The following is a 25369-nucleotide window of genomic DNA, read 5'->3' as shown; positions in this document are numbered from 1 at the left end:
AGTGCATGTGAATAATGTGAAGCGTCATATAAAGCATCAGTTAACGAGCACTGTATTTGCGGTCAGTGCTGCTAAAAATATATGCCTGCCAGCGTTTGCCCTGAGCCTGACAATTTTGCCGATAGCAGTACAAGCCAGTAGTGACCAAACCTATGTGATTGACACTTATGGCGGTGTCGCGCTCCTGCCAACAGTACGGCAACAACTCGAGAATAGCGCTGATGGCGGCACCGTCAGCGTATACCAAGATAAATTGGTACTAATAACAACACCTCGCAATTATCAAATGATACAGCAGTTACTCACGCAGATTGACCGTCAGCCACAAGCGATCACGGTCGCTGTGCGTGTTGGCAATAGCAGTAGTATTCAGGATAATATTCGGCAGGGTCAAGTCATCATTACCAATTGCGGTATCCAAGGTGCAGGCGTAATCAATCAATATAACCGCCAGCAACAAGGTAGTAGCTTGTATCAAGTACAAACGCTGTCTGGTAGTGCCGCTAGTATCAGTACCGGCACGCTCTATTCATTGACGCAAAACTATCGTGCCACTATTCAACCAAATTATCATTATCCCATTGACAGTCAGCCAAGTGCGCAGATTATCATTCAGCAGCAAGTACTACTGCCAACGACGCAAGGAATTGCTGTCACACCCAGACTGCTGCCTGATGGACAGGTCGAAGTGAGGTTGTCACAAGTTGAAGAGCGACTGGCGCGATCCAACTCATCCTACAATAGGTACGGTACGAGCAGTAATAGCATCCAAGGCCAGAGCTTGAACAGTACAATCATTGTGCCACGTGGACAGTGGGTAACGATTGGTGAGATTTCACAACGCTCAACCAGTAGCGGCAGTCGAATAACCAATAGCATTAATAGTGTACCGATTGCTTTGTTGGTTCAATAGCGAATACGCAAAATAGCCAAACACAAAAAAGCGCGGTGCTGTTATTAATAGCACCGCGCTTTTCTATAAATAATAGGTTTAAAGACTAGTCAATATAAACCACTTCAAGCGGCGGAAAACCATTGAACTCTACCGATGAATACGAGTTAGTATAAGCGCCCGTAGTGAGCCAATAGATTTTGTCACCAATCTCAAGCTCCTCTGGCAACTGATAACCTGCTTCTTCATACATGATATCGGTTGAGTCACAGGTTGGACCTGCCAGTACGACTGTCCCTTCACTAGTAGAAGTTTCCATCTTCGGGGTGTAGACAGGATACTTGATTGCTTCGCCTAGCGTCTCGATTAAGCCTTGGAATAAACCGACATCTGTATAGACCCAGCGCGCCAAATCTGTGTCTGATTTACGAGAGATCAGTACCACATCACTCACCAAGACACCTGAACCACCGACCAGTGAACGACCTGGCTCTAGAATAATCTCAGGCATCTCGTCATCATTATAATCATCAGTCAAATAGCTGGTAATTTCTTCTGCATAGACCTTAATAGGATTGACTTCGCTGATGTAGTTGGTTGGGAAGCCGCCACCTAGATTGATCATTTGTAGCTTGATGCCTTCTTCGTTCTTCATCCAGTCAAACATATACTTAACTTTGGCTAACGCATCATCCCATGCCGCAACGTCTTTTTGCTGACTGCCAACGTGGAACGAAATACCATAAGGTACCAAGCCAAGCTCACGCGCCTGAATGAGAAGGTCGATAGCCATATTAGGGTGACAGCCAAACTTACGTGACAATGGCCATTCTGCTGTCTCTGACCCTTGTACCAATATGCGTACAAATACTTTAGAGCCAGGTGCATGTTTGGCAATGTTTTTTAGGTCTGCTTCTGAGTCGGTCGCATACAGATCGATACCTTTTTCGAAGGCATACTTAACATGGTCGGCTTTTTTGATGGTGTTACCATAAGAAATGCGCGATGGCTCAACGCCGCAATCAAGCACACGATCCAGCTCATAGATAGAGGCACAGTCAAAATTAGAGCCAAGTTTTGCCAGCAGATTGATGACCTCAACCGCAGGACTTGCCTTCATCGCATAATGCAGTTTGGCATTCGGAAACAGGCTGACCATCTCATGATACTTGGTCTCGATACGACTTAGGTCCACCACTAAAAACGGGGTCTCGCGACCTTCAGCAGCCTTGGTAAATTTCTGCCAGCTGGCAGGTTCAAAATATTGGTCAATTTTGATCATTGTCATAGTAGTAAACCTTTGGTGAGAACAGTATCTGCTAAAAAATTGGCACCATATAGTGGATATCAGAGAGTAACATCCACTATAGGCATCATTATGTAAAGGAGAAAGAGATTAAGAATTGATCGGTTGTGGCTGCTGTTCAGCCGATGATGCGCCTTGTTTTTCGCGTATCTTGAGGACTTTGCGAACTTTATCACGGGCACGTGTTTGTTTCAAACGAGACAGGTAGTCGACGAATATCACACCATTGAGATGATCCATTTCATGTTGGATACAGACGGCAAGCAAGCCTTCTACCACTTCGTCAATGACGTCGCCGTTCTCGTCTAGTGCTTCGATACGTACTTTATTAGGGCGCTCGACTTTGTCGTAGACATCTGGGACCGAAAGACAGCCTTCTTCGTACGGTTGTTTTTCTTCTACCAATGGCGTGACTTTTGGGTTAATAAACACTCTTGGCGCGTTTTTGTCTTCGGACAAGTCCATCACGATTAACTGAATGTGACGATCGACTTGGCTTGCGGCAAGGCCAATACCTTGAGCATCATACATTGTCTCAATCATGTCTGAGATTAAGGTTTTGATTTCAGCAGTCACTTCCTTGACTGGCTTGGCAATCGTGCGCAAGCGGGGATCTGGGTAACTTAAGATAGGGAGTAGTGCCATAACGCTCACCTCAATGATAGGGACAAAATAGGGTTGATATTATAAGATAAATGGGGACAAAAGTAATGCTTATCAATACTTTCCCGTCTACATCACGTCTCATGCATTCACAAATTAAATATTTTGATAGATATCTGGACAAAAAAAAGCCTCACTTAACGCAAGGCTTTTTTGTAGATACTCTATCTGATTAGCCATTATGCACGGCGTTTGTTTACAATCATTTCATACAAGAACAGCAAAATGATCGCGCCGATAACTGAGAAGATAAGACCAGTGAAACCGCCATCTGCGTTGATACCAATTAAGCTCGCTAGGAAGCCACCTAACATGGCACCGACGATACCCAATACGATCGTCATGATCCAGCCCATAGGGTCGCTACCTGGCTTGATAGCACGTGCCAATAAACCTGCAACCAAACCTACGATAATCATCCAAATAAAGCTCATGTTATTCTCCTAAATTATTAATATTTATAATATGTTGCTAATTTAATAACTCCATTGTAAAGATTCCCCAAACGCAAGAGTAAGCAAAAAATGTTACCTGTGTAGGGCCTATGTGAGGAAAAAGTCAGATTTGCTATTACGTAGGTGCAATAGGTAAACGGAAGGTTACAAAGGTAGCCGTGGTGCTAACGAGTTGTGTATTAGCAGGCAAGCCGTGATAAGAGAATTGGTTGAAGAGTAAAGAAAAGCGCATAAAAAAGCGTAGCCCGTCTATGAGACAGCCACGCTTTTATTTGATACTGATTTATTGGATATTAATTTTTTAGATACTAAGTATAGAGTTTAGGGTTCAATCAATCGTTTATTTATCATGCAATGCCGTTAATAGGCGCTGATGAATCCCCTCAAAACCACCGTTGGACATCACGACTATCGCATCACCTGCTTGAGCATGACTACCGATATGCTCGATAATAGTATCGACGCTAGACATTACTTGCTGGTTACCGATGGAGTTATTTGCAGCCGTGGCTTGTTCGATGACTTCTCTCAAGCCCCATTCTAGTCCCGCCGGCTCATACCACAATGTATGGTCAGCGAGGGCAGCTGACTCAGCCAAGCTGTCTTGGTGAATGCCCATTTTCATCGTATTACTGCGCGGCTCAATAATCGCCCAAATACGTCTGCCAGCCAGTTTCTTTTTGGCACCGTCTAATGTTGTGGTAATCGCAGTGGGGTGATGGGCAAAGTCATCAAAGACTAAGACATCGTTTACATCACCGATCAACTCCATCCGGCGTTTGATACCAGCAAAAGCCGATAATGCTGCGCAAGCGGTAGAGATGCTGACACCGACATCATAAGCGGCCGCGACGGCAACCAAAGCATTGTTGACGTTATGAATACCACTCATGCCCCAATCGATGACGGCTGCTTCTTGGTCAGCAGCAAAACTGACTTTAAACTGACTGCCATCTTCGCGAATGAGTTCCGCTTGCCAGTCGCTATTGTCTTTAAGCGTACTGTCTTTAAGCGTACTGTCGTTTTTACTGGTATTAGATGCGGTAGTATCAATGATAGCAGTACGCCAGATAGGGGTCCAAACGCCTTTTGCTAACGTATCTTCTAAGCTGATAGTTGCTGCAGGCATGATGATTTTGCCCGTGCTTGGAATCATGCGTACCATGTGATGAAACTGCGTTTGGATGGCATTCAAGTCAGCAAAAATATCGGCGTGATCAAATTCTAGATTGTTCAAGATAGCAGTACGCGGACGATAATGAACGAATTTTGAGCGTTTATCAAAAAATGCAGAATCGTACTCATCAGCTTCAATGACAAAATAACCAGAAGGCGCTGTCGGATCATCGTCAGTTTTTTCTGCCCCTAGATAGCTGCTGTGTGCAAATACTTGCTGTAAGTGCTCATCAGTGGTATTAACTAGTGGTACACCGCCAATTAGAAACCCTGTATCGATACCAGCGTAATGCAGTATCCAAGCAAGCATGGTTGTCGTTGTTGTCTTACCATGAGTACCCGCAACCGCTATCACGTGGCGCGATTGCAATACTTGCTCTGACAAAAACTGCGGACCTGACGTGTAGAGCAGACCTGTATCTAGCATATACTCAATCACATCCATGCCGCGCTTCATCGCATTGCCAACGACGACCAAGTCTGGCGCTGGTTGCAAATGCTTTACGAGATAGCCTTCTTCGATAGTGACGCCCGCATTTTCAAGTTGGGTAGACATAGGAGGATATACGTTGGTATCTGAGCCAGTAACGGTATGCCCAAGTTCGCGCGCCAATAATGCCAGCGAGCCCATAAAAGTACCACAAATACCAAGAATATGAATATGCATAGACGTTCCGTACGAGCTTGAATAAGTGAAATAGAGAGAGTAAAAATAAAGTTTTGGGTGCTGAGCTGTTATCAATCGTGACTAACGTTTTAATCAGGCGTTGCCATGGCAGTAGTCTGGCAGACAAGCGATCATTGTAAAGTAAACGCTGTTCGATGACCAACAAAAAACGCCTAACAAGTAGGCGTTATCTAGCTGATAAATACTGTCTTATTTGGCAGCATACCAAGTACTTGCTGTCTATTTACGTGACAACGTATAGTCATTATTTAGGTTTTTTTGCTCATCTATCAAGATCAGATGATTGTCTTGAATATAATAAGACTCAATATGTTTGTCTTCATATACAATGGTGATTTTGTCTTTGTCTTGACGATAGACGCCAGACTCAAGTAACGGTGCGCGCTGCTGTTCAGCATCGTGATAGGTGCTAGATTTTAATACAGAACCATCAGAAAATAGGTTCAAAGTGACATCGATACTATCGCAGTCGTCACAAGGCACCATACCACCATAATCACCCATTAGCGTGGCTTGCAGCGCACTACTGTTCGATTCCGAGTGTATAGTAGAAGGGTGCATATGCCCCTCATTACTAGATTGAGCAGCAGCAATAAGTGATTGCCCTTCTGTAGATTCATTCAAACTGTCATCAGGATTTGATTCAGACATACTGTTGCTTTCTATCTCTTCTGATGTGCTCTGCGGATCAGACTCTGCTGACGCATCGACAAATGAAGCTTTAGTCCTCATGTCTTGATCAGAATTAGAGGAGGCACTATCACAGCCTATCAATAGCACACAGAGTGGTACCGCTAATAAGGACGGTCCCCAGCGTCTAATGACAGTAGATGTGGTAGAGCAAATAGGTGCAAGATATATCATGGTCATACCAAAACAGTTTTTTAAATAGTGTGTCTAAAAATCACCCATGCTATCGGTAACATTAAGCAAATATCGTTACCAAAAACGCGAGACAATGGGTCGTATAAAATTTGCGATAATATAAATATTGGAATTTGAGAGCGTATCTGATCTTTGAAATATAGACAATTTATCGCTCAAAAGCGACGGAGCTCTCATAACTACCCACTAAAAAATAGGCTGTCTAAAGGTATCAAAGGGTTACAGATATATCTGTGGACTTTTTGTTGTGTTCAATATGCTCGGTATAGCAAAGTAGGCTCTATCGGTTTGTCTAACATAGGTAATAAGAGAGGTTTAACAGTCGCAGATAATAAAATAGACATTGCATAGCAGAGTATGAATGTCTATTTAGAAAGAAGTGATAACGGTAAAATATAAAGTGATTTTAATGAACTATCGAGCGATAGACTGATTGGTAATAGGTCGCACGATACGCAACAATATCACCCCGTGCGCCACAAGAAGTACGCTGAATAGGATCAACGACAGCTCAGGGATACTAAGCCCAATAAACGTCCAATCGATAGAAGCACACTCACCAGAACCTGCAAATACCTCTTTGAACACTTGCAACATAGGCAAGGTATCGAGCCAATAATCCAAACCTGGGCCACATGATGGTACTTGATCAGCAGGTAGGTGTTGTAGCCAAACATGGCGTATAGCCACAGCGGTAGACCAGCCAATACCTGCCAGACTACCAAGCCATAATAGCAACTTCACCACTTTGGATTTTGGATTAAATAATGCTGATATCAGCGCAAAACCCCCCATAACTATTAGACCAATACGCTGAAAAATACAGAGCGGGCAAGGCGAAAGCCCTAGATGACGCTGTAAATAAAACAGCGCAAAACTCATGCCTACTACGGCCATCAATACTAAAAATATTTGCAAGTTACGGTAAGTGGTCAGCTGTCGCATGGTGCGTTACTCTTATGGTTTCATCTATACAGAGGTTAGGAGGCAATCGGGTCTAGCGATACTGCTGTAAAAAGTCCATAAAGTCTTCTGTCTCAGACTTCTCAATCTCAGCCTGCTGCAGGATAGATTTTTCTGCCAATACTTCGTATTTCGCTTGGGTGTTTGGACTGAGGGTCTGCTGCAATAATGACTCGCGATGCTGCTGCGCCAATGTAAAGCCAAGCTGCCATAGACTACCTAAGCGTTTGCTATCAGAGTTTACTTGGGCGGAGATCGTCGACTCAGAGTGCCCTGCTTTGCCTTGCATTAGCGCGACTGCTGCACGGTAGTCGTTACCACCGTAGTGAGCGTCTAGCAATGCGGCAAGTGGCTGCATACGCTCCAAATGCATCAGCATCCAGTCTTCAAGCGATTGCTCTTGACCGTTATTGATGATGTGTAAACCTTCACGGCGGCCTTCGTTGACCACACGCTCTAGGTTAATAGCGAGTGCCTCTTCTTCTTCAGGCAGCAAATCAGGTGAATCGCTGAATAGACAGTAGAGCGCCATCACTTCTAAGAAGCAAGCACTAGAGAGACGAATACCAACATCGCTATAAGGATCGAGATCAATAGCACGAAACTCAACATAAGCAATACCGCGACGCTCAAGCGCTTCGGTCGGTGTCTCACCACTCATCGCGATTTGTTTAGGACGGATAGGGCTATAGTATTCATTTTCTATCTGAAGGATATGATTATTAATCTGAATCGGGTTGCCATCTTCATCTTCCAGACCAAGCTTGGCAAAGCTCTCATGCGGTGTTTGGATCGCGCGGCGTAGTCCAGCGACATACTCTGGCAAATAGTTATAACGAATATCCAGCTGCTCTTGCACGCTATTGGTATAGCCAAGCTTGCCCATACGCAGACTGGTGGCAGTCGGTTTATAGTAGGTTGAGTCGTTCAATAGCTCTAAGTCATGCTCACGCCCAGCAACAAAACAAGGACACACGCTTGGACTTGCACCCAATAAATACAACACAAGGCTGGTCAGTCGCTTAAAGTTGCGAATAAGCCCTAGGTATTTCTCATTTTTGAACTCTGTTAATGTCTGCTCTTGTGCCGTTGAGGTTTGCGCTTGCCACGTTTCAAAGAGCGTGTCACCAAAAGATAGATTGTAATGTAACCCTGCGATGGTCTGCATGCGGCGACCATAGCGGATACCCAGACCACTGCGATACAGGGTTTTTAGCTTGCCTGTGTTCGAGCTACCATAATCAGCCAGTGGAATGTCTTCATCTTTAGAAGACAGCATACAGGGCATGGATAATGGCCACATCAGCTCGCCTTCCGGCATACCTTGATACACCAATACATGCAATTGACGCAGCATATTAAGTGTCTCTTTTGGCGAAGCTTTTGGTTCGGTGATAAGTTCAAGTAGGCTTTCTGAATAATCGGTAGTGATGAAAGGATGGGTCAATTTTGATCCAAGTTTGGCTGGATGCGGCGTCTGTGCCAAAAAACCATCAGGCCTCACGCGCAGGCCTTCTTTTTCGATACCGCGGAGCATACCCGTTAAATGCTGGCTATCAAACCAATTGGGAATGTCAAAATTAACAAAGCTACTCGCAAAATTACTCATAATAGTCATCTATTGTTATTCATTATGGCGGATCAAAACACGATGGGCGTTTGTCCATAAAAGAGGTAAATGTTCGGTCAATAATCCCGTCAGTTTAGCTCAAAGCCGTGGTTAAAACCACGAACAATTACAAATACGATAAGCTTTAGGCGAGCCGAATAGTCTAGATTTGGCTTAATATTTTGAGTCAAATTCGTTAGCCAAAAAAAGCATCTACCCAAGAGATAGATGCTTTGACGGTCATGCTCCAAGCCATCAAACACAGTGCCAACGCACCATGGCATCATCCATACAGTCATGGCGTTGTCGTCAGTTTAAATAGAAAACGACGAGCCACAGCCGCAAGTGGTGGTGGCATTCGGGTTGGTCACGACAAAACGTGCGCCTTCTAACCCTTCAGTGTAGTCAACGGTCGACCCTTGCAAATATTGATAGCTTAGTGAGTCAACAACCAAAGTCACATCACCATTATCAAAATTGGCATCGTCTTCATTTAAATCGTTGGCAAAATTAAATCCGTAAGAGAAACCTGAACAGCCGCCGCCCGTCACATAGACGCGTAGCATAAGCTCGCTATCACCTTCTTCTTCGCGCAGGCGGCGTACTTTTTGTGCCGCACTGTCGGTTAGGCTTAATACCGTAGGATCTACTGGCTGATTTGAGCTTGGATTAAATTGGTTGGCTGATTCGTTCATATCTACCTCAGTTGCTAGGATCAAATGCGGTCGTCGTCCTGTTTGGGTTTGCAATAAAATGATTACAAATAAAGATACGCACGGCGTTTGATTTAATTGGGTGCTGTCGTTATGGCAAAGCTATTAAAGCTATTGGTGCATTATAAGCTGTTTGTGCAATATCAATACGGTGTTTGTGCTATCACAACACTTTATTGATGGTGAGCACTTATCTTTAGCAGTATATCATAATGGGGGTATTCATTCGCTTGTCAAGAGTCATCGTCCTTACCAGAACTAATGAATCAAAAATTTTATAGCTATCGAGGCTGTACTCGTTATTTGTGCGAGAGTATATGGCTGCCAAAAGTCTTATGATAGTCGTTCGTATCGATAGGCTGACAAGGATTATATAATCTAGGGTCATTGGCATAAATACTTAATTTTAAAACACTTCGTTTTGAAATAGTTATTTAATTGTTTGCCTATGTGGCAAGCGTTTGAAATAATAGCCGCCAGTTGGCATACCCTATGTGTGTTTCTTATTGCCCTATATTTATATTATTGCTGAGATGAAGAAATTATATGATCGAATTTAAAGACGTTGGTGTTCGCCGTGATGGTCGGGAATTGTTTGCAGGTGCAAGCTTTCAGCTACATCCGGGTCACAAAGTTGGCTTAACAGGCAACAACGGCACCGGCAAATCGACTTTGTTTGCCTTATTGTTGACGCAAATGGGCAAGGGCGATACCGAAGTCACGCTCGATAGAGGTGAGGTCAGTATCCCAGATAGCTGGCATGTCGCACATATGGCGCAGGAAGTGGGTGCGACGACGCAGTCTGCGGTCGACTATGTGTTGAGCGGTGATGAGCAATGGTATGAGATCAATGCGGCGCTCAATGACTTAAGTAGCGTCAGTGATGAGCAAATTGGCGTCTTGCATCAGCAGTTCGATGAGATTGATGGCTATCGCACACCGACCAAAGCGGCGCAAATCATGGCAGGTCTTGGCTTTAATACTAGCCAGCATGAGCTGCCTGTAGAAGGGTTCTCTGGTGGTTGGCGCATGCGTTTGAATCTTGCCAAAACCTTGATGAGCCGTGCTGATCTGATGCTACTCGATGAGCCGACCAACCATTTGGACTTGGATGCTATTTTGTGGCTGGAGACTTGGATCAATGCCTATATGGGTCTGGTCATCGTAATCTCACATGACCAAGCATTTTTGGATGCCACGGTCGGTCATATCTTGCATGTCGAGCAGCAAAAAATCACCCTTTATACGGGTAACTATCAGCAGTTTATTCGCACGCGTCACGAGCGTATGGCGCAGCAGCAGCAAGCCTTTGAGAAGCAAGAAGCGACCAAGGCGCATTTGGATGATTTCATTCGTCGTTTCCGCGCCAAAGCCAGTAAAGCCAAGCAAGCACAGAGCCGTATCAAACAGCTAGAGCGTATGGCAGAGCTATCACCGATGATGGCGGACAATCCGTTCTCGTTTCAGTTTTATGAGCCAGCAAACATGAGCTCACCATTGATTGAGCTGACTCATGCAGATATTGGCTATAGCGAGACGCCACTGCTACGCAATGCCAACGTGCAAGTGACGCCGGATACGCGTATCGGTCTGCTTGGTATGAATGGTGCAGGTAAATCAACACTCATCAAAGCGTTGGTCGGTGAGCTCGGTGTGTTGACAGGGACGTACCGTGTCTCTGATACCTTAAAACTGGGCTATTTTAATCAGCATCAAATGGATATTTTGGATGCCAAAGCCACGCCGATAGAGATGCTGCGCCGTCTGGCAGGTAAAACATCTGATGCACTGTTACGTTCATTTTTGGGCAGCTTTGACTTCCGCGGTGATCGTATCGATACGCCAAGTGAGCTATTCTCTGGTGGCGAGCGTGCGCGTCTGACGCTAGCATTGATCGTTTGGCAGCGTCCAAATGTCCTTGTACTCGATGAGCCAACCAACCATTTAGACTTACAAATGCGCCAAGCATTGACCATTGCTTTGCAAGGTTTTAAAGGTGCCGTGGTACTGGTCTCGCATGATCGCGAGTTGATTGCTAACGTCTGTGATGAGCTGTATCTGGTACATGATGGCAGAATTGACGAGTTCGACGGTGATATCAGCGACTACGGCAAATGGTTGGCAGAAAAGCGTAAGCAAGAGAACTCATCAGACAAAAGTACGAGTAAGAAGAAAAGTAAAAAAGAGAGTAAAAAATTCGTTTCACGTGAAACAGATAACGGTCAGGTAAGTAATCAGGTAAGCAATAAAGCGCCTGATAATTCATCAAAGAGTAACGCTACGACGCCTGCGCTTAGTAAAGAAGAACAACGTAAACTGGCAGCAGAACAACGTAAACGCACCGCACCCATCCGCCGTGAGATTGAAGAGACTGAAAAAGCATTGGCCAAGATTGATGAACAGCTTGCAACGCTAGAAGAAAAGCTGGCAGATACGGGTTTGTATGAAGAAAGTCGTAAGTCTGATTTGCTTGTCTTGCTCAATGAGCAAACCGCGCTACAGCAGGAGCATAGCGATAAGGAAGAAAAGTTATTGCTATCGATGACGACGTTAGAAGAAATGGAAGCTGAATTTTAGTAGCAAGTCATATGAGATTTGGCTGTTAAGCGATTTTTCTCGTAAGTAATCAAACATAAAAAAGGGAGGGCATCAGCCCTCCCTTTTTTTACATCGTTTTTTGCAACATTATTCTTTACGATACTTACCATCACCATAAGACAGTACTTTCATCGTAGTTGTACAAAGCTGGCAATCTATTTGACTAGCAGCAGCTTTTGATAAATCAAGAATACGGCCTCTAATATAGGGGCCTCGGTCTGTGATTTTGACCACGACACTTTCTTTCGTCTTTTGGTTGGTCACCTGTACTTTTGTACCAAACGGCAGGGTTTTGTGTGCCGCGGTGAGAGAGTTCATATTGAATATGCTACCACTTGCAGTGCGTTTGCCATGAAACTTACTACCATAATAACTGGTGTTAGCAGCAAAAAGAGTTGTGCTCAGTAACAGTGATAGTGTGACAACCAAAGACTTGATTAAATAAGACATTCATTACCTTTAAGCAGTTTATGAGATAGACAGCTACTCTTGCCTATGTTGTCATACCCCCTACGAGTATGAATAATGAGGGGATTTTACAAGAATGAGATTGTCATATTATTACAGCTGTGTAAAAAACTCATCAGGTCAAATACTTGTTTTTTAAGAAGAAAAAGACAGTTTTGGTAAAAAAAGTAATGTCATAATTGATACAAATGCGCTTATAGAGAGTGATTCTTATAAAGAGGTCAACAAAATACTAGAAAGCGAATAATATAATGTAAATAGGTAATATATAAATACAAAGACTATCGATATAGCATCATTAAGTCGGTTTATACCTATCAAGACACTGACAATTAAATGTAAGTAAACCTTTCTAAATTGTTTCTAAAATACCAATATAAAGAATTAAATACTATTTTGAGCGCTTTATAAAAAACATTTATAAATTAAAAAATATCCCTCTCAAAGTAGAAATACTTATTTATCTGTATTTTAAATTCTTAGCACAACTTCACGTCATGACTGGTAATATTTATATAACGGTATTTATTTTTATTATTGCTATCATGAAGTGTGGACTATAAAAAATGGTCATATCGAGAGCCAGTAGTTGTCTATACTGTATCGTCCGAAACTGGCGGATCGATATCGCTAATGCGTTTTTATTTTGAGGAAAAATAACATGGCAGAGAAAAACTACTATGAAATTTTAGGGGTCGAAAAAGATGCCTCAGCCGCTGATATCAAAAAAAAATACCGTAAGCTGGTACGTCAGTTTCACCCTGATGTCAGCGATGATCCAGATGCTGATAACAAGATTGCGGAGATTAATAACGCTTACGAAACGATTAGAGATGAAGAAAAGCGCGCTGAATACGATGCGATGTTGAACAACCCATTTGCAGGGCAAAGCGGTGCGGGTGGTTTTGGTGGACAGGCTGGTGCAGGCCAAGGCGGCTTTCGTTGGGAAGACATCAAAGGTCAGTTCGGCGATGGTGAAGCGTTTGGCGATGGTGGTTTTCGCTTCGATGATATCTTTTCAGCGTTTGGTCGCGGTGCCCGTGGGTCGGCTGGTGGACAGGCAGGTGGTCGCTCTCAAAGTAGTGGCTTTGATCAGTTCGGTGGTGGGTTTGGTGCACAAGATAGCAAAGGTCAGGACCAGCATGCCGAGATTACGGTCGATCTCTCTTCAGTCTATCAAGGTGACGACTATAGCATCAAGCTAAACGTCCCTGTGCGTCAGCCTAATGGTGAGGTGAGCTACGACAACAAGACGCTCAAAATCAAAATTCCAAAAGGCATCACCGATGGTAAGCAAATTCGTTTGAGCGGACAAGGTGCTGCTGGCAGTAGCAACGGCAAAAATGGTGACTTGTTCTTAAAAGTTAAAATTCGCCATGATGCCAATATTCGTATAGAAGGTGCAGACGTTTACCAGACTGTCAATATCGCACCATGGGAAGCCGCACTGGGTGAAAAAATCAATGTCAGCACGCCAGCTGGCACGCTTGGTGTGAATATTCCCAAAAACAGTAAGTCGGGTAGCAATCTACGTCTAAAGGGCAAAGGTATCCCTGCCAAACAAGCGGGCGACTTATACTTAACCTTAAATATCATCAACCCTGATGTCAGTAGCGATGCGGCAAGACAGGCTTATGAGCAGCTCAAGCAAGCCTTTGCCGACACCACTATCAACCGTTAATCCATGCGCTTGATGGTCGACATTCATCATTATAGTTAGTCATAAAGATGAATGCACCAAGGATGAAATAAAGAGAAAACGAGGATAATAGCTATGAACCACTCGACTGAATTTACCGATATCATTATGAGCTTAGATGAGCTTGTCTCTGCTTGTGGCCAAGAGCGTCAATGGGTCATCGAATTGATTGAAGAAAGTATTATTGAATACGATGTGCCAGAACGTGAGCAATTCACTGGCTATCAGCTGACAACCGTGCGCCGTGCCTCACGACTCAGCCGTGATTTTGATGCCAGCGTACCTGCCATTGGATTGATACTTGAGCTGTTAGATGAGGTTGAGCAGCTACGTCAACTCAAGCGTCAAATAGAGATACAAACACCAGTCATAGAAATTGATGTAGACAATTTAAAGTAGTTAAAACCTAAAAATACCGCATAAAAAAAGGGCCTACTAAGGGCCCTTTTTTATATTTACAGAAACTGCTTTGCTAAAAATTAACGTGAATAAGTAGGATCAGCTGCTGCGGTAAATAATACATCAGTTGACGAGTTCAAAGCCGTCTCTGCTGAGTCCTGAATCACACCGATGATAAAACCAATCGCAACCACTTGCATGGCGATGTCGTTCGGTATGCTAAACAAGCTCGCTGCCAGTGGAATAAGTAGCAACGAACCACCAGCAACACCAGAAGCACCGCAAGCACTAATCGTAGCGACTAAACTGAGTAGCAGCGCTGAAGCAAATGTCACCTCGATACCCAACGTGTGAGCGGCGGCAAGCGTCAACACGTTAATAGTAATCGCAGCACCTGCCATGTTGATGGTCGCACCCAATGGAATAGTCACTGAATAAGTATCTTCATGTAGACCCAGTTTGCGTGCAAGGTTCATATTCACAGGAATGTTGGCAGCTGAACTGCGTGTAAAGAATGCCGTAATTCCTGATTCGCGTAGACATTTAAATACCAATGGATATGGGTTTTTACCCGTCTTAACAAGAACGATAAGCGGGTTTGCGACCAGAGCGATAAATAGCATACAGCTGATGAGCACCATCAAAATTCGAGCATAACCTGCTAAAGAAGCAAAACCTGTCTCAGCGACCGTACTAGCAACCAAGCCCAAAATACCAAACGGCGCTAGGGCAATAATCCACTTAACCACTTGTGAGATGGCATCAGCAAAGTCACCAACGACAGTGCGCGCTGTGTCACTGGCTTGACGTAAGGCAAAACCAATAATGATTGCCCATGCCAAGATACCGATATAATTGGCTTCTGCGATGGCATTGACCGGATTGGCGACCAAATTCATCAACAAATTAGTCAACACTTCTTTTAAGTCGGCAGGTGGTACTTGTGCGATATCAGCGTTGATCAATACTAAGTCAGTCGGGAATAAAAAGCTGGCACCGACTGCTGTTAGCGCTGCCAAAAAAGTGCCGAACATGTACATGATAAGCACAGGCTTTACGTAGACTTCATTGCCACTGCGATGCTGGCTAATCGCTGCCATGACCAGAATGAACACCAGTACAGGAGCTACTGCTTTTAGCGCGCCGACAAACAGCGTACCAAGAAGGCCTATGGCCGTACCGATACTTGGTGCGAGCCAACCGATCAGCACCCCTAACACCAAACCAATAATAATGAGCGGCACCAGCCCGATACGCTGATACATCGCAATCAATGAACGCATTTGTACATCCTCGACGTTTGTCAAAAGTAAATGAATTGTTTGAGCGAAAAATTTATCGAGGGATGGTAGCATTTTTTGACATATTCGCATACCACTCATAGCAGTGGAGGCGATGTATAAAGCGAAGGGTAACAGGCAAAATATAGCGAGTGTGCTCAAATGTGGAGCAAGTATAGACGAAGGCTAATTAGTGCAAATGGCTAGTTAACGAGGTATTAAAAGTAGTGATGAAGCGCAGAGAGAAGTGAACGGCAGCGCTATACCTTAAAGTGGGTCAACTCATAGCCTAATTGCTGATAGGCTTTATATTTATGGCGACCTTCTTGGGTACTGGTGGCATCAGGTCTGATGAGCTCAAGGACTCGAGATGGCTTGGCATTATTGGTCGCAGCCATAAAGTCAGTCACCGGACGCGTCGTCGTATTGAGCACGATACCACTAAAGTCTGCTGGCATATAACTGCCGAGCAATACGGGCGCTAGCGACTTGTTGGCATCATAGTCAGTAGCTTCAGGATGAATATCTGAGAAGCATTGATGCGGGATAAAGCTCGTGGCATCTTGTGCCCAAAGCGCCTCATCTAACGTTGACAGTAATGTCTCATCGTCGACAAGAATCAGCAAAGACTGCGTGCTTTTGTTCAGTGCTGTCTGAGTCAACTGACAAATAAAGCCCAAGAAATCTTGGGCTTTATTCTCACTTAATACATAAAAACTGATCTTCATAGAATGGTTTTCATAAAGTGTTTTATAAAATAGCATTTATCAATAGACGGTCGTTAATGCACTGCCATTGATCGATTAAGCCATATCCGCGCTGTTTTTCAGGTATTGCATAAATAGCGGTACTGGACGACCAGTCGCGGCTTTATCTTTACCTGAGTTCCATGCGGTACCAGCGATGTCTAAATGCGCCCATGCCTGACCTTCTTCGATAAAGCGAGACAAGAAGCAAGCGGCAGTCACTGCGCCCGCACCTTTACCACCGATGTTTTGGATATCAGCAATAGGTGAGTCAATCAGTGCTTGATACTCGTCGTCTAGTGGCATGTGCCAGATAAGATCACCTGATAAATTGCTCGCATTCTCTAGATCAAACAATACATCTTCATCGTTACTAAAGACTGCTGAACGCACATGGCCTAGTGCAACCACACAAGCACCCGTCAACGTTGCAACATCGATGATGGCTTTTGGATTATAGCGTTGTACATAGCATAAGGTATCAGCCAATACCAAGCGACCTTCGGCATCGGTGTTCAGGATTTCAACAGATTTACCATTCATTGCTTTGACAATATCGCCTGGACGGGTGGCATCACCTGATGGCATGTTCTCAGCACAGGCGAGCGCACCGACAACGTTGATTGGTAGACGAGCTTCACATAAGGCTTTAATAGTACCAAGTACTGAAGCTGAGCCACCCATGTCAAACTTCATTTCATCCATTGCCGCACCTGGCTTGATTGAGATACCACCTGAATCGAAGGTGATGCCTTTACCGACCAAGACGATAGGCGCATCATCATTGCTAGCTTGTGCATTATCGTCGCTAGCTTTGTCGGCTTTCTTAGCAGATTTCTTGGTTGGTAGTTTATCAGTGAGCGCTTTTTTTAGACCAGTCACTTTAGCATTGCTAATCGTCTGCTCAGTGGTGCCAGCGTTTGCACTAAATGAGGATTTACCGCGGTACTCCATGATGACAAGCTGACCTTCTTTGGTAGAGCCTTGGGCCACTGATAAAAAGCAGTTCATCCCTAACGCTGACATCTCTTCTTCACCCAATACCTTGACGGTCAATAGATCAGGATAGGTTTTTGCAAGTTCTTGTGCTTGTTCTGCCATATACGCAGGGAAGCAAATATTACCTGGCTCATTAGCGACGTCACGAGTGAGGCTTTGACCGGCGAATACTGCCTCAGCAAATGCGAGTGCAGGCTGTAGTGAGTCATCTGCCAATAGATAAACATCAGTCAATACAGGCGTCGCTTGCTCAGATTTATATTTGTCAAAGCGGTAGCTGGCTGCCAATAGGTTTAGGGCAAATTGACCAAAATGGCTTTCTTCTAGCGCATCACCTAGCGCAACGGTAATAGACGATACACGCTTTTGCGTGCTGCTATAGATGGTTTTGGCAATTTTTTGCAGTACGGTATTGTTGAATTTGTCCGTGTTACCGACACCAACCAATAACAGCTGTACAGGGTTTTGTTTGGTGGTTTTTTTATCCCCTGCCAATGCATAATCAGCAACGGTCTCACAGGCTGTTCCCTTAAAATGAGAGACTTCAATCAATTGCTCAATACGAGCGGTATAGTCAGTCAACACAGAGTCGGCTAGGATGTTTTTCTTGTCATCAACCAAGACAACCAGACAAGCGTCGTCTTTACTTTTGGCTTCTTTTTTGAGAATTTTTTGCGTATGCGTCTTTGGCAGATGCTGAGATAATTTGATATTCATATAGTTATCCTTATTAGAGTTATGAGAATGATAGAGCTAGTGCAATTGCTTATGCCTGTTAGATTATTAGATTATTTGGCCTATAGAGCAATCACGATAGTGTAGCATATTGCGATGATGGTGCGCAGTTTGCAAGGGTTAGGTAATAAGTCCGAACAATATTGCTGTGTCAATTAACACTACAATACGACGATATATGTGCCGATTCCTAGTTCATAATAAGTCTTAGCTCATGACGCGCATTGAATGATGAGATACGGCACTTATTACAGTTGCTATTAGTGTGTCGAATTAATTATTAATCATTAATTAATTCAGCAGTCATCACTAACGCACTAAATCTGTCCTGTAGCGCTGCCATCGCGGTGTCATGCATGACATCAGCACTGATGGCTTCTTTTGATGCACTTGGGAGATCGCGAGTGGCACAGGCGTCGTGACAGACAAAACTGTCAAAGCCCAAATCGAATGCGGCGCGGGCGGTTGAACTGACACACATGTGACTCATGAAACCTGCAAAAATAATTTGTTGTTTGTTTGCAGAGGAGAGTAGTGATTGTAGCTGCGTATCATAAAACGCATTGGGATGGTTTTTGACAATCACGGTTTCGCCATCATGCGGCTTTAACTGATCAACAATCTCAACGTTAGATGATAAGGGATCAAAGACATTACCATTTTCTGCACCATGATGGGTGATGTGAAAGATAGGGACATCTTGCTTGCGGGCTTTATCAAGCAATTGACGCGCATTATCAATCGCTTTGGCACCCGCTTGCCCCAGTGGCATCGCGCCATCAATATATTCGTTTTGATAGTCGATAAGTACGATAGCGCAATTTGACCAATTAAGCGTATCGAACTGACCACCAGCAAGTTCAAGTAGGGTTGCGGGCGTAGATGTGGTATTAGTCATTGGTATTCTCCATTACATTAGATGACATAAAATTATTTTTATCCGTCAGTCAGTCTAGCAATTAATAACAGAGATAGAGGTTCGATGATACGAATGACAAACAAACCTTTCCAAACTAAATAAATAAAAAACGTATTGGAGAAAACACTGTTAAACCAATTCCATATAAGATTTCACTAACGATTTATCCAATATTTGATATATTTATCGTCTGCTAATAGTAATGCGCTATCAGTAAGGTGTACGTAATGTTTGCAAACACATTTCACAGCCATTTTTAGGCAAAACATGCTAGGATTAGCGGTTATATTTGTCGCTTGTATTTGTTGAGTAGGACTAATCAGTCACTCAGTAATTGTCAGTATTATTTGACTGTTTGTTTGACCGTATATGATGCCTATGATGCATTGTTATTGTGCTCAAATATGACGATAAATCCCCAATCAATCATGCGCATACCAACTGTTTAAGAGTACCCATTGTGATATTACGCCGCTATATGACTCGACAAGTTGCCTCGACCACTGCATTGGTGCTGGGGTTTTTGGTAGTAATGATGCTTGGCGGTCGTTTGATACGTTATTTTGGCATTGCTGCTGAAGGACGTTTGGATATCAGCCTACTATTCACGATTATTGGGTACAACCTGCCGTACTTTTTGGAATTGATATTACCGCTAGCCTTTTTTATCGCGTTGATGCTGGTGTTTGGTCGTTTATATGTCGATCAAGAAATGGCTGTCATCAATGCCAGCGGCGTGTCTCGCGGTAGGCTGGCTCGCCTGATGACACCATTGATATTAGCGTTGTTCGTTGGTGAGGCGGCGCTATCTATCGTAGGAAAACCATGGGGCGTGCGCTCATCCGAGGCGGTGTGGCAGCAGCAAGCATTGACCAGTGCGTTTGATTTGATTCGCCCAAATGAGTTTATCAGCAGCGGTAACTACCATCTATACGTGGGTAGTCTCAGCGATGATAAGAAAAAACTGCAAGATGTGATACTGATCCAATCTGAGCCGATGCCAAAGGGCAATGCTGGCAAAAGTGCTGATATGAATAATACCATTGATCAAGAAACCGCTGATCAAATGGGCATCTCTGATATGCCAAAAGATATTATAAATAGAGATACAAAAGACATCAGTAAAGATACCATTACGCTCGCCAAGCGTGCTGAGCAGGTCAATACTGGCAATAGTGGCGTGACCCAGTTGGACTTATTCCAAGGTCGTCGTTACGAAGTGGGCGCCGGCAGCTTAAAGTACAATCAAGTCGCCTTTGATCGTTATCGCATCACGCTCACCGAATCCTCGCAAGACGTCATCACTGAAGACAATATTGAAACCCAGCCGATTGGACCTCTATGGCAGGCGGCAACAGGTGACGCGCAAGCTAGCACCAATAATGCGCTACGCGCTGCCCAAGGTGAGCTTGGCTACCGTCTGGCATTGCCGTGGCTGATGATTATTGCACCGATGCTGGCCGTACCGCTTGCGCAAGTGCGTCCACGTCAAGGGCGTTGGCTGCGTCTATTTCCCTCTATTTTATTGTTTGTCAGTTGTGCGCTAGGCATCATCTCGCTTAAAAACGCCGTGAGCAAAGGCAGCATCAGTGTATGGGCATATGCATGGCTGGTCTTAGGCTTTATGGCACTAGCGCTTTATTTGAATTGGGGCAGCCGTGTGCAACATCGATTGCGCTTTCGCAAACAAGAAAATAGACTCGCCGCTGCCGCGCCTATCAGCAGTCTGGACAATCAACACAATAGCTCACAAGGAGGGCAGTCTTAATGCGCTCCTTATTTGCTAAGTCTGCAGGGGCTGGTCAGTTGGCTAAAAAACCTGCCAATTTAAAAGTCCTTAGCCGTTATGTCAAACTCAACGCCTTGCTTGCTATTATCGCGGCCGTCGTTGGTTTATGGGCATTGCAGTTGGTATTCTCTTATTTATCAGAGCTCGATTCGTTAGATGACAGTTATACGATGGGTCAGGCACTTAAATATATCTTTTATCGATCACCCTACTTCTTAGAGCAGTTTATTCCAACGGGTGCGCTACTCGGTGCCGTCATAGGATTGGGCTTACTTGCTAATAAAAGCGAGCTGGTCGTCATGCGTGCGGCTGGTGTCAGTATTTATCGAATCGTCGGCTGGGTGTTACAACCTGCTTTGATTTTTGTGCTACTGGCATTGGCTATCAATCAGTTCGTCCTACCGTCTTCTAACCAATTGGCAAAGCAAATCAATGATGAGGACAACACCTCGCTAGTCACTTCGGTGCGCGGCTATTGGACGATACAGCCACGATTTGATAGTGCAGCGGATGGCAGCGCGACACCTGATGGCAGCGATATTTTGTATATCGATTATGCTGATGTTGCGGGTAATATCGGTGAGGTAAAACGTTGGCATTTAGATAACAACGGCAATCTACAAACGGCCGTTCATGCTAATGGTGGAAAGTATACGGGGCGTGAGCCTATCGATGTGACCAGTGACAAGCCAAGCGAGCAGTATCGCTACGAATGGCAGCTAAATGATATGGTCAAGCTTAGCATTAATCAGGGCTTTGAGAGTAGCCAAGCCATTTCACCATCAGATACCCTCAGCTTACCATTCGCCCCAGAGTCTGTTTACTTGCTAACGCGCAAGGCAGAGGACTTGTCATTGACGCAGCTGTACGAGCATCGCACCTTTATGCGCCAACAGGGTAATCGCTCCTTGGACCATGAAGTGGCGTTTTGGCAAAAGCTATTATCACCTTTATCGATATTGTCGCTGGTCATCGTTGCTTGCTCATTCGTCTTTGGCTCGCTACGGACGCATAGCTTAGGCTTACGTATTGTGGTGGCTTTGCTGTTCGGTTTGCTCTTTAGCTACATTCAGGACTTGGTTGGATTTATATCGCTTGCTACAGGATTCTCGCCCATGCTTATGGTGTTATTGCCGATTATCGGCAGTGCAGCGCTTGGTGGCTACTTAATTAAGCGCCAGATGTAAAACAGGGCAGTCCACCATAAAGCAGCCCGTCAAGACAGTATAGTTTTGACGGGCTTTGTTGTTTTTTAGCTATATGTCATAGTGATATCTAAATCTAGCGACTTACCATCAATGCTCGTCATCTTGATCGGAAGCAAGCACCGTTTGCACCCTTGTCCAAGCGTATTTGCCATAGCGTTCGTTATCAAGCGGCTCCAGTTGACCGCGTCCACTGAACATATCTCGAATATATTGCATACCTTGCCAAACGGGAAACACGTCTGTTTTTTGCGTATCTAGTTTACGTGCCAAGGTAATGAGTAGGCCCAGCCGCTTCATCCCACCTGCGCGTAGTGTCTTATAATGAGAGCCTGTCAAAGCTGACATGATGTTGGCGAGAGCGTTTGCGCTCACGGTATCCCCTGAAATCCTAAGAATCCGTGGAGCATCGTCATCCATAGCAGCCAGTGCGGTAAAATGAGCAGCATCATCTCTGGTGGTAAAGTTCAGCGCTTGGTCAGGATTACCCCAATACAAGATCCGATTGAGTTTTTTGATGACGATAGGTGCTTGTCCTGTCAGCAGATCTGTAAATGCGCCACACAATATCGAGGTTGCTTGAATAGGTGTGGCATCTAAGCGTTTTTTGAAGTCGCGCCTGATATCCATATTCCTATTTTGTCCTGCTGTCGTTTTGGTAAAGTCTAGCGAAAAATCAGAAGGAATAAAGCGCGGCACACCTGCCTGAACAGCGGCATTTAACAACTTTCCTTGAGTATCAATTAGGACAGGTTCCAAACCATTAAGGGTCGATATCACACAGTATACCCCTTCCAACGCGGTAGTCAGCGCCAGCACATCATCAAAGTCAACGAGATAAACGTCGGCCCCTTTTTGTTTGATGAGATGGCAAATATCAGAGGACGTTTCCTTACGAACAAGGGCGCGCACGCTTACCTCGCGTTGACATAAGGCTTCGATAACTCGTAGACCGAGATCACCACTACCGCCAGCAATCGCAAAAATCCGACGGTCGGTGTTCGTTGATGATGCAGTTCGTTTTTTCATAATAGAAACATCCAATAGCAGTTGCATGAAAAAGGGCGAAAACACAGACTTTAATTAAGTAAACCTAAGGCTTTTAAACATAATATTGCCTCGTCAATCCTCAGATTGAGCGAGCTTTCGGTATCACCAAGCAACCTCCTCATCAAATAAGGGATAAAAGCTATATCGATAAATTTTTCGGCAATGAGCCGAGCATGATGATCGGCTTCATAATTTAGCGTTGGTTCAAGCGCTTTTGAGATCATGGCGACTGCCGCTTCACGACCAATATAATCCACCTCACGAATCAAAGTACCATGGCGAGATGACTCAGTAATATATAGACGCATCAATCCTAACGGTATTGGCTTAGTCGCTTCTTCAATCATTTTTTGGCCCACAAGGCGTAAAGTCTCTTCAGTAGACAGACCATTGGGCAAATCTGTGACTGATGGCATAGCAGAGGCGACATTCGATCGAATCATCGCCTCAAAAAGCTCAGACTTGCTGCTGTAGCGAGCGTACAAGGTGGGTTTGCTCACCTTTGCTTTACTTGCTATGGCTTCAAACGTTGTCCCATCTACGCCATTTTCAAGAAACAAAGCCGTTGCCGCTACCAAAATACGGGCGTCTATTTTGATCACTTCTGAAAGTAAAGGTCGCCCACCTTTACGTTTCGGTGGTTTCTTTGCGCTTGTTATTCCACTACTCATCTTTTGTGTTCCACTAGAAATACAGTTATTTAACTAAACGATTATGTTTAGATTAATTATAGCCAATTTTTATCCAGTGATGATATTTTTTTAAAATAAACTGCTTCTACAGACTAATAATGAGAATTTGCTACTGTTAATAAAAAAATATTCTCTTTACGTTGTATATTAACTACACTTGAGCGTATAGTTAATTCTATACAGATCTGATGGTTTCTATTATAGTTTGATATTTCATTAAGGAAAGACCATGCCAAATACTATCCAGCCTTTCGTTTTAGATATCCCTCAAGCTGACCTTGATGATTTAAAAGCGCGCTTGTCTCGCACGCGTTGGCCAACCAAAAGCTCTGTCGAGGACGGTAGACAAGGACCGCCATTACTTAAAATACAGGCGCTGGTAGCGTATTGGGCTGAACAATATGATTGGCGATGTTGTGAGCGATTACTGAATGGCTGGGGGCAATATGTCACCGAGATAGATGGCATATCGATTCATTTTCTGCATATTCGTTCGCCACATAAAGAGGCGATGCCGCTACTGATGACGCATGGTTGGCCGGGTTCGGTGTTAGAGTTTCGCCATGTGATTGATCGCCTAGTCAATCCTACTGAACATGGTGGCACTGCGGAAGACGCCTTTCATTTAGTGATTCCTTCGCTACCAGGTTTCGGCTTTTCGGGCAAACCTGAAGAGTCTGGCTGGAATCCAATGCGAGTGGCAATGGCGTGGAAAGTTTTAATGCAGCGCTTGGGTTATGAGCGATGGTCGGCACAAGGTGGTGACTGGGGTGCGATGGTGACAATGATATTGGGTCAGATGGCACCCAACGAGCTTGCGGGTATTCATCTTAATTTTGTACCATTTCAGCCAACGGATGCAGAAGTGGCAAATGCTGATGCCAGTGAAAAATCTATGTTGGCAGACGCTAAGCGTTACGATCAAGAGTTTTCAGGCTATATGAAGCTACAATGTTCCAGACCGCAATCGATTGCCTTCTCGCTTGCTGATTCTCCTGTGGGACTTGCTGCATGGATTTATGCGCTTTTTCAAGATGTGTCAGATAGTGATGGCAATCCAGAATGGGTATTTTCTTTCGATGAGATGATAGATGACATCATGCTGTACTGGTTGCCCAATACAGGACCGAGCTCTGTACGTTTTTATTGGGAGGCGGCGCAGGCGATGACTGACAATGATAGGGAACAGCAGAAGATGCGAACGCCAATAGGCATTTCTATGTTTAGCGGGGAGCAAGTGCGACTGTCACGGCGCTGGGCTGATGCCCGATTTGACAACATTGTACATTTTGCTGAGCACGAAAAAGGCGGGCACTTTGCCGCAATGGAGGCACCTGAAGCGTTCGTTGATGACTTACGCGAGACGTTTCGATCGCTACGCTAGTTTAAAAGCGTTCACTGAATTGAGTTTGAAGTAGCAATACTGGTGGTTTGTGAAAG

Annotated in this window: 22 protein-coding genes; 7 read left to right on the top strand and 15 right to left on the bottom strand. The window is 44.4% G+C overall.

All coding sequences use genetic code 11. The features are described from left to right. Window positions 1-7: 7 nt before the first annotated feature. Entirely contained in the window at window positions 8-913 is a 906-nt protein-coding gene (locus tag ACTXGK_RS15320; RefSeq protein WP_443514775.1) for a secretin GspD/PilQ domain-containing protein, read from the top strand. Window positions 914-998: 85 nt separating this feature from the next. Here ACTXGK_RS15320 and ACTXGK_RS15315 read toward each other — a convergent pair whose 3' ends face one another. The 8 genes from ACTXGK_RS15315 to erpA all read right to left on the bottom strand — a co-directional run bounded on the left by ACTXGK_RS15315 (window position 999) and on the right by erpA (window position 9332). After that, window positions 999-2174: a type III PLP-dependent enzyme gene (locus tag ACTXGK_RS15315; protein WP_238036501.1), complete on the bottom strand. Its 1176-nt coding sequence runs from the start codon at window positions 2172-2174 to the stop codon at window positions 999-1001. 114 nt (window positions 2175-2288) lie between these two features. Continuing rightward, complete coding sequence (gene def, locus ACTXGK_RS15310) at window positions 2289-2843, bottom strand: peptide deformylase (RefSeq protein ID WP_371531757.1); 555 nt, start codon at window positions 2841-2843, stop codon at window positions 2289-2291. Between the two features lie 197 nt (window positions 2844-3040). Beyond that, window positions 3041-3295 (bottom strand): GlsB/YeaQ/YmgE family stress response membrane protein, encoded by a 255-nt coding sequence (locus tag ACTXGK_RS15305; protein ID WP_058024727.1) that lies wholly within the window; start codon window positions 3293-3295, stop codon window positions 3041-3043. 361 nt (window positions 3296-3656) lie between these two features. After that, window positions 3657-5159 (bottom strand): UDP-N-acetylmuramate:L-alanyl-gamma-D-glutamyl-meso-diaminopimelate ligase, encoded by a 1503-nt coding sequence (mpl, locus tag ACTXGK_RS15300; protein ID WP_443514774.1) that lies wholly within the window; start codon window positions 5157-5159, stop codon window positions 3657-3659. 240 nt (window positions 5160-5399) lie between these two features. Further along, window positions 5400-6044, bottom strand: coding sequence for a copper resistance protein NlpE N-terminal domain-containing protein (locus ACTXGK_RS15295; RefSeq protein WP_443514773.1), 645 nt, complete (start codon window positions 6042-6044; stop codon window positions 5400-5402). Window positions 6045-6479: 435 nt separating this feature from the next. After that, window positions 6480-7010: a disulfide bond formation protein B gene (locus tag ACTXGK_RS15290; RefSeq protein WP_443514772.1), complete on the bottom strand. Its 531-nt coding sequence runs from the start codon at window positions 7008-7010 to the stop codon at window positions 6480-6482. Window positions 7011-7062: 52 nt separating this feature from the next. Further along, entirely contained in the window at window positions 7063-8637 is a 1575-nt protein-coding gene (gshA, locus tag ACTXGK_RS15285) for a glutamate--cysteine ligase (RefSeq protein ID WP_443514771.1), read from the bottom strand. A gap of 314 nt (window positions 8638-8951) precedes the next feature. Then, complete coding sequence (erpA, locus tag ACTXGK_RS15280) at window positions 8952-9332, bottom strand: iron-sulfur cluster insertion protein ErpA (protein WP_058024722.1); 381 nt, start codon at window positions 9330-9332, stop codon at window positions 8952-8954. A gap of 564 nt (window positions 9333-9896) precedes the next feature. On the opposite strand from erpA, the gene ACTXGK_RS15275 reads away from it, so the two are divergent. Then, on the top strand, window positions 9897-11927 hold the full coding sequence (locus ACTXGK_RS15275) for an ABC-F family ATP-binding cassette domain-containing protein (RefSeq protein ID WP_443514770.1): 2031 nt from the start codon (window positions 9897-9899) through the stop codon (window positions 11925-11927). 108 nt (window positions 11928-12035) lie between these two features. Here ACTXGK_RS15275 and ACTXGK_RS15270 read toward each other — a convergent pair whose 3' ends face one another. Then, on the bottom strand, window positions 12036-12398 hold the full coding sequence (locus ACTXGK_RS15270) for a septal ring lytic transglycosylase RlpA family protein (RefSeq protein WP_394209698.1): 363 nt from the start codon (window positions 12396-12398) through the stop codon (window positions 12036-12038). 679 nt (window positions 12399-13077) lie between these two features. Here ACTXGK_RS15270 and ACTXGK_RS15265 point away from each other — a divergent pair. Together ACTXGK_RS15265 and ACTXGK_RS15260 are read left to right on the top strand one after the other, a co-directional pair. Beyond that, window positions 13078-14097 carry a DnaJ C-terminal domain-containing protein gene (locus tag ACTXGK_RS15265; RefSeq protein WP_443514769.1) on the top strand — a complete coding sequence of 340 codons (1020 nt, stop codon included), beginning with the start codon at window positions 13078-13080 and terminating at the stop codon, window positions 14095-14097. 93 nt (window positions 14098-14190) lie between these two features. Beyond that, a complete protein-coding gene (locus tag ACTXGK_RS15260) occupies window positions 14191-14514 on the top strand; it encodes a chaperone modulator CbpM (protein ID WP_443514768.1) in 324 nt (107 codons plus the stop codon). A gap of 80 nt (window positions 14515-14594) precedes the next feature. Here ACTXGK_RS15260 and sstT read toward each other — a convergent pair whose 3' ends face one another. The 4 genes from sstT to ACTXGK_RS15240 all read right to left on the bottom strand — a co-directional run bounded on the left by sstT (window position 14595) and on the right by ACTXGK_RS15240 (window position 19172). Beyond that, window positions 14595-15797, bottom strand: a complete 1203-nt coding sequence (gene sstT, locus ACTXGK_RS15255; RefSeq protein ID WP_201599453.1) for a serine/threonine transporter SstT — start codon at window positions 15795-15797, stop codon at window positions 14595-14597. Between the two features lie 257 nt (window positions 15798-16054). Beyond that, window positions 16055-16522: a DNA polymerase III subunit chi gene (locus ACTXGK_RS15250; protein WP_443514767.1), complete on the bottom strand. Its 468-nt coding sequence runs from the start codon at window positions 16520-16522 to the stop codon at window positions 16055-16057. A gap of 75 nt (window positions 16523-16597) precedes the next feature. Next, entirely contained in the window at window positions 16598-18256 is a 1659-nt protein-coding gene (locus ACTXGK_RS15245) for a leucyl aminopeptidase (RefSeq protein ID WP_443514766.1), read from the bottom strand. Window positions 18257-18554: 298 nt separating this feature from the next. Next, entirely contained in the window at window positions 18555-19172 is a 618-nt protein-coding gene (locus tag ACTXGK_RS15240) for a cysteine hydrolase family protein (protein WP_443514765.1), read from the bottom strand. Window positions 19173-19671: 499 nt separating this feature from the next. Here ACTXGK_RS15240 and ACTXGK_RS15235 point away from each other — a divergent pair, with 499 nt between their 5' ends. Beyond that, a complete protein-coding gene (locus ACTXGK_RS15235; RefSeq protein ID WP_443514764.1) occupies window positions 19672-20961 on the top strand; it encodes an LPS export ABC transporter permease LptF in 1290 nt (429 codons plus the stop codon). Further along, window positions 20961-22169 (top strand): LPS export ABC transporter permease LptG, encoded by a 1209-nt coding sequence (gene lptG, locus ACTXGK_RS15230; protein WP_443514763.1) that lies wholly within the window; start codon window positions 20961-20963, stop codon window positions 22167-22169. The genes ACTXGK_RS15235 and lptG overlap by 1 nt, the downstream gene beginning before the upstream one ends. A 108-nt stretch (window positions 22170-22277) precedes the next feature. Here lptG and ACTXGK_RS15225 read toward each other — a convergent pair whose 3' ends face one another. Both ACTXGK_RS15225 and ACTXGK_RS15220 read right to left on the bottom strand, forming a co-directional pair. Then, a complete protein-coding gene (locus ACTXGK_RS15225) occupies window positions 22278-23216 on the bottom strand; it encodes an NmrA family NAD(P)-binding protein (protein WP_443514762.1) in 939 nt (312 codons plus the stop codon). Between the two features lie 50 nt (window positions 23217-23266). Then, window positions 23267-23908 carry a TetR/AcrR family transcriptional regulator gene (locus tag ACTXGK_RS15220; protein WP_443514761.1) on the bottom strand — a complete coding sequence of 214 codons (642 nt, stop codon included), beginning with the start codon at window positions 23906-23908 and terminating at the stop codon, window positions 23267-23269. Window positions 23909-24158: 250 nt separating this feature from the next. On the opposite strand from ACTXGK_RS15220, the gene ACTXGK_RS15215 reads away from it, so the two are divergent. Continuing rightward, window positions 24159-25313 (top strand): epoxide hydrolase family protein, encoded by a 1155-nt coding sequence (locus ACTXGK_RS15215; protein ID WP_443514760.1) that lies wholly within the window; start codon window positions 24159-24161, stop codon window positions 25311-25313. The last annotated feature ends 56 nt before the right edge of the window (window positions 25314-25369 follow it).

The organism is Psychrobacter sp. T6-5, assembly GCF_052258485.2.
Classification (GTDB): domain Bacteria; phylum Pseudomonadota; class Gammaproteobacteria; order Pseudomonadales; family Moraxellaceae; genus Psychrobacter.
This window is presented reverse-complemented; position numbering and strand designations above follow the sequence as displayed.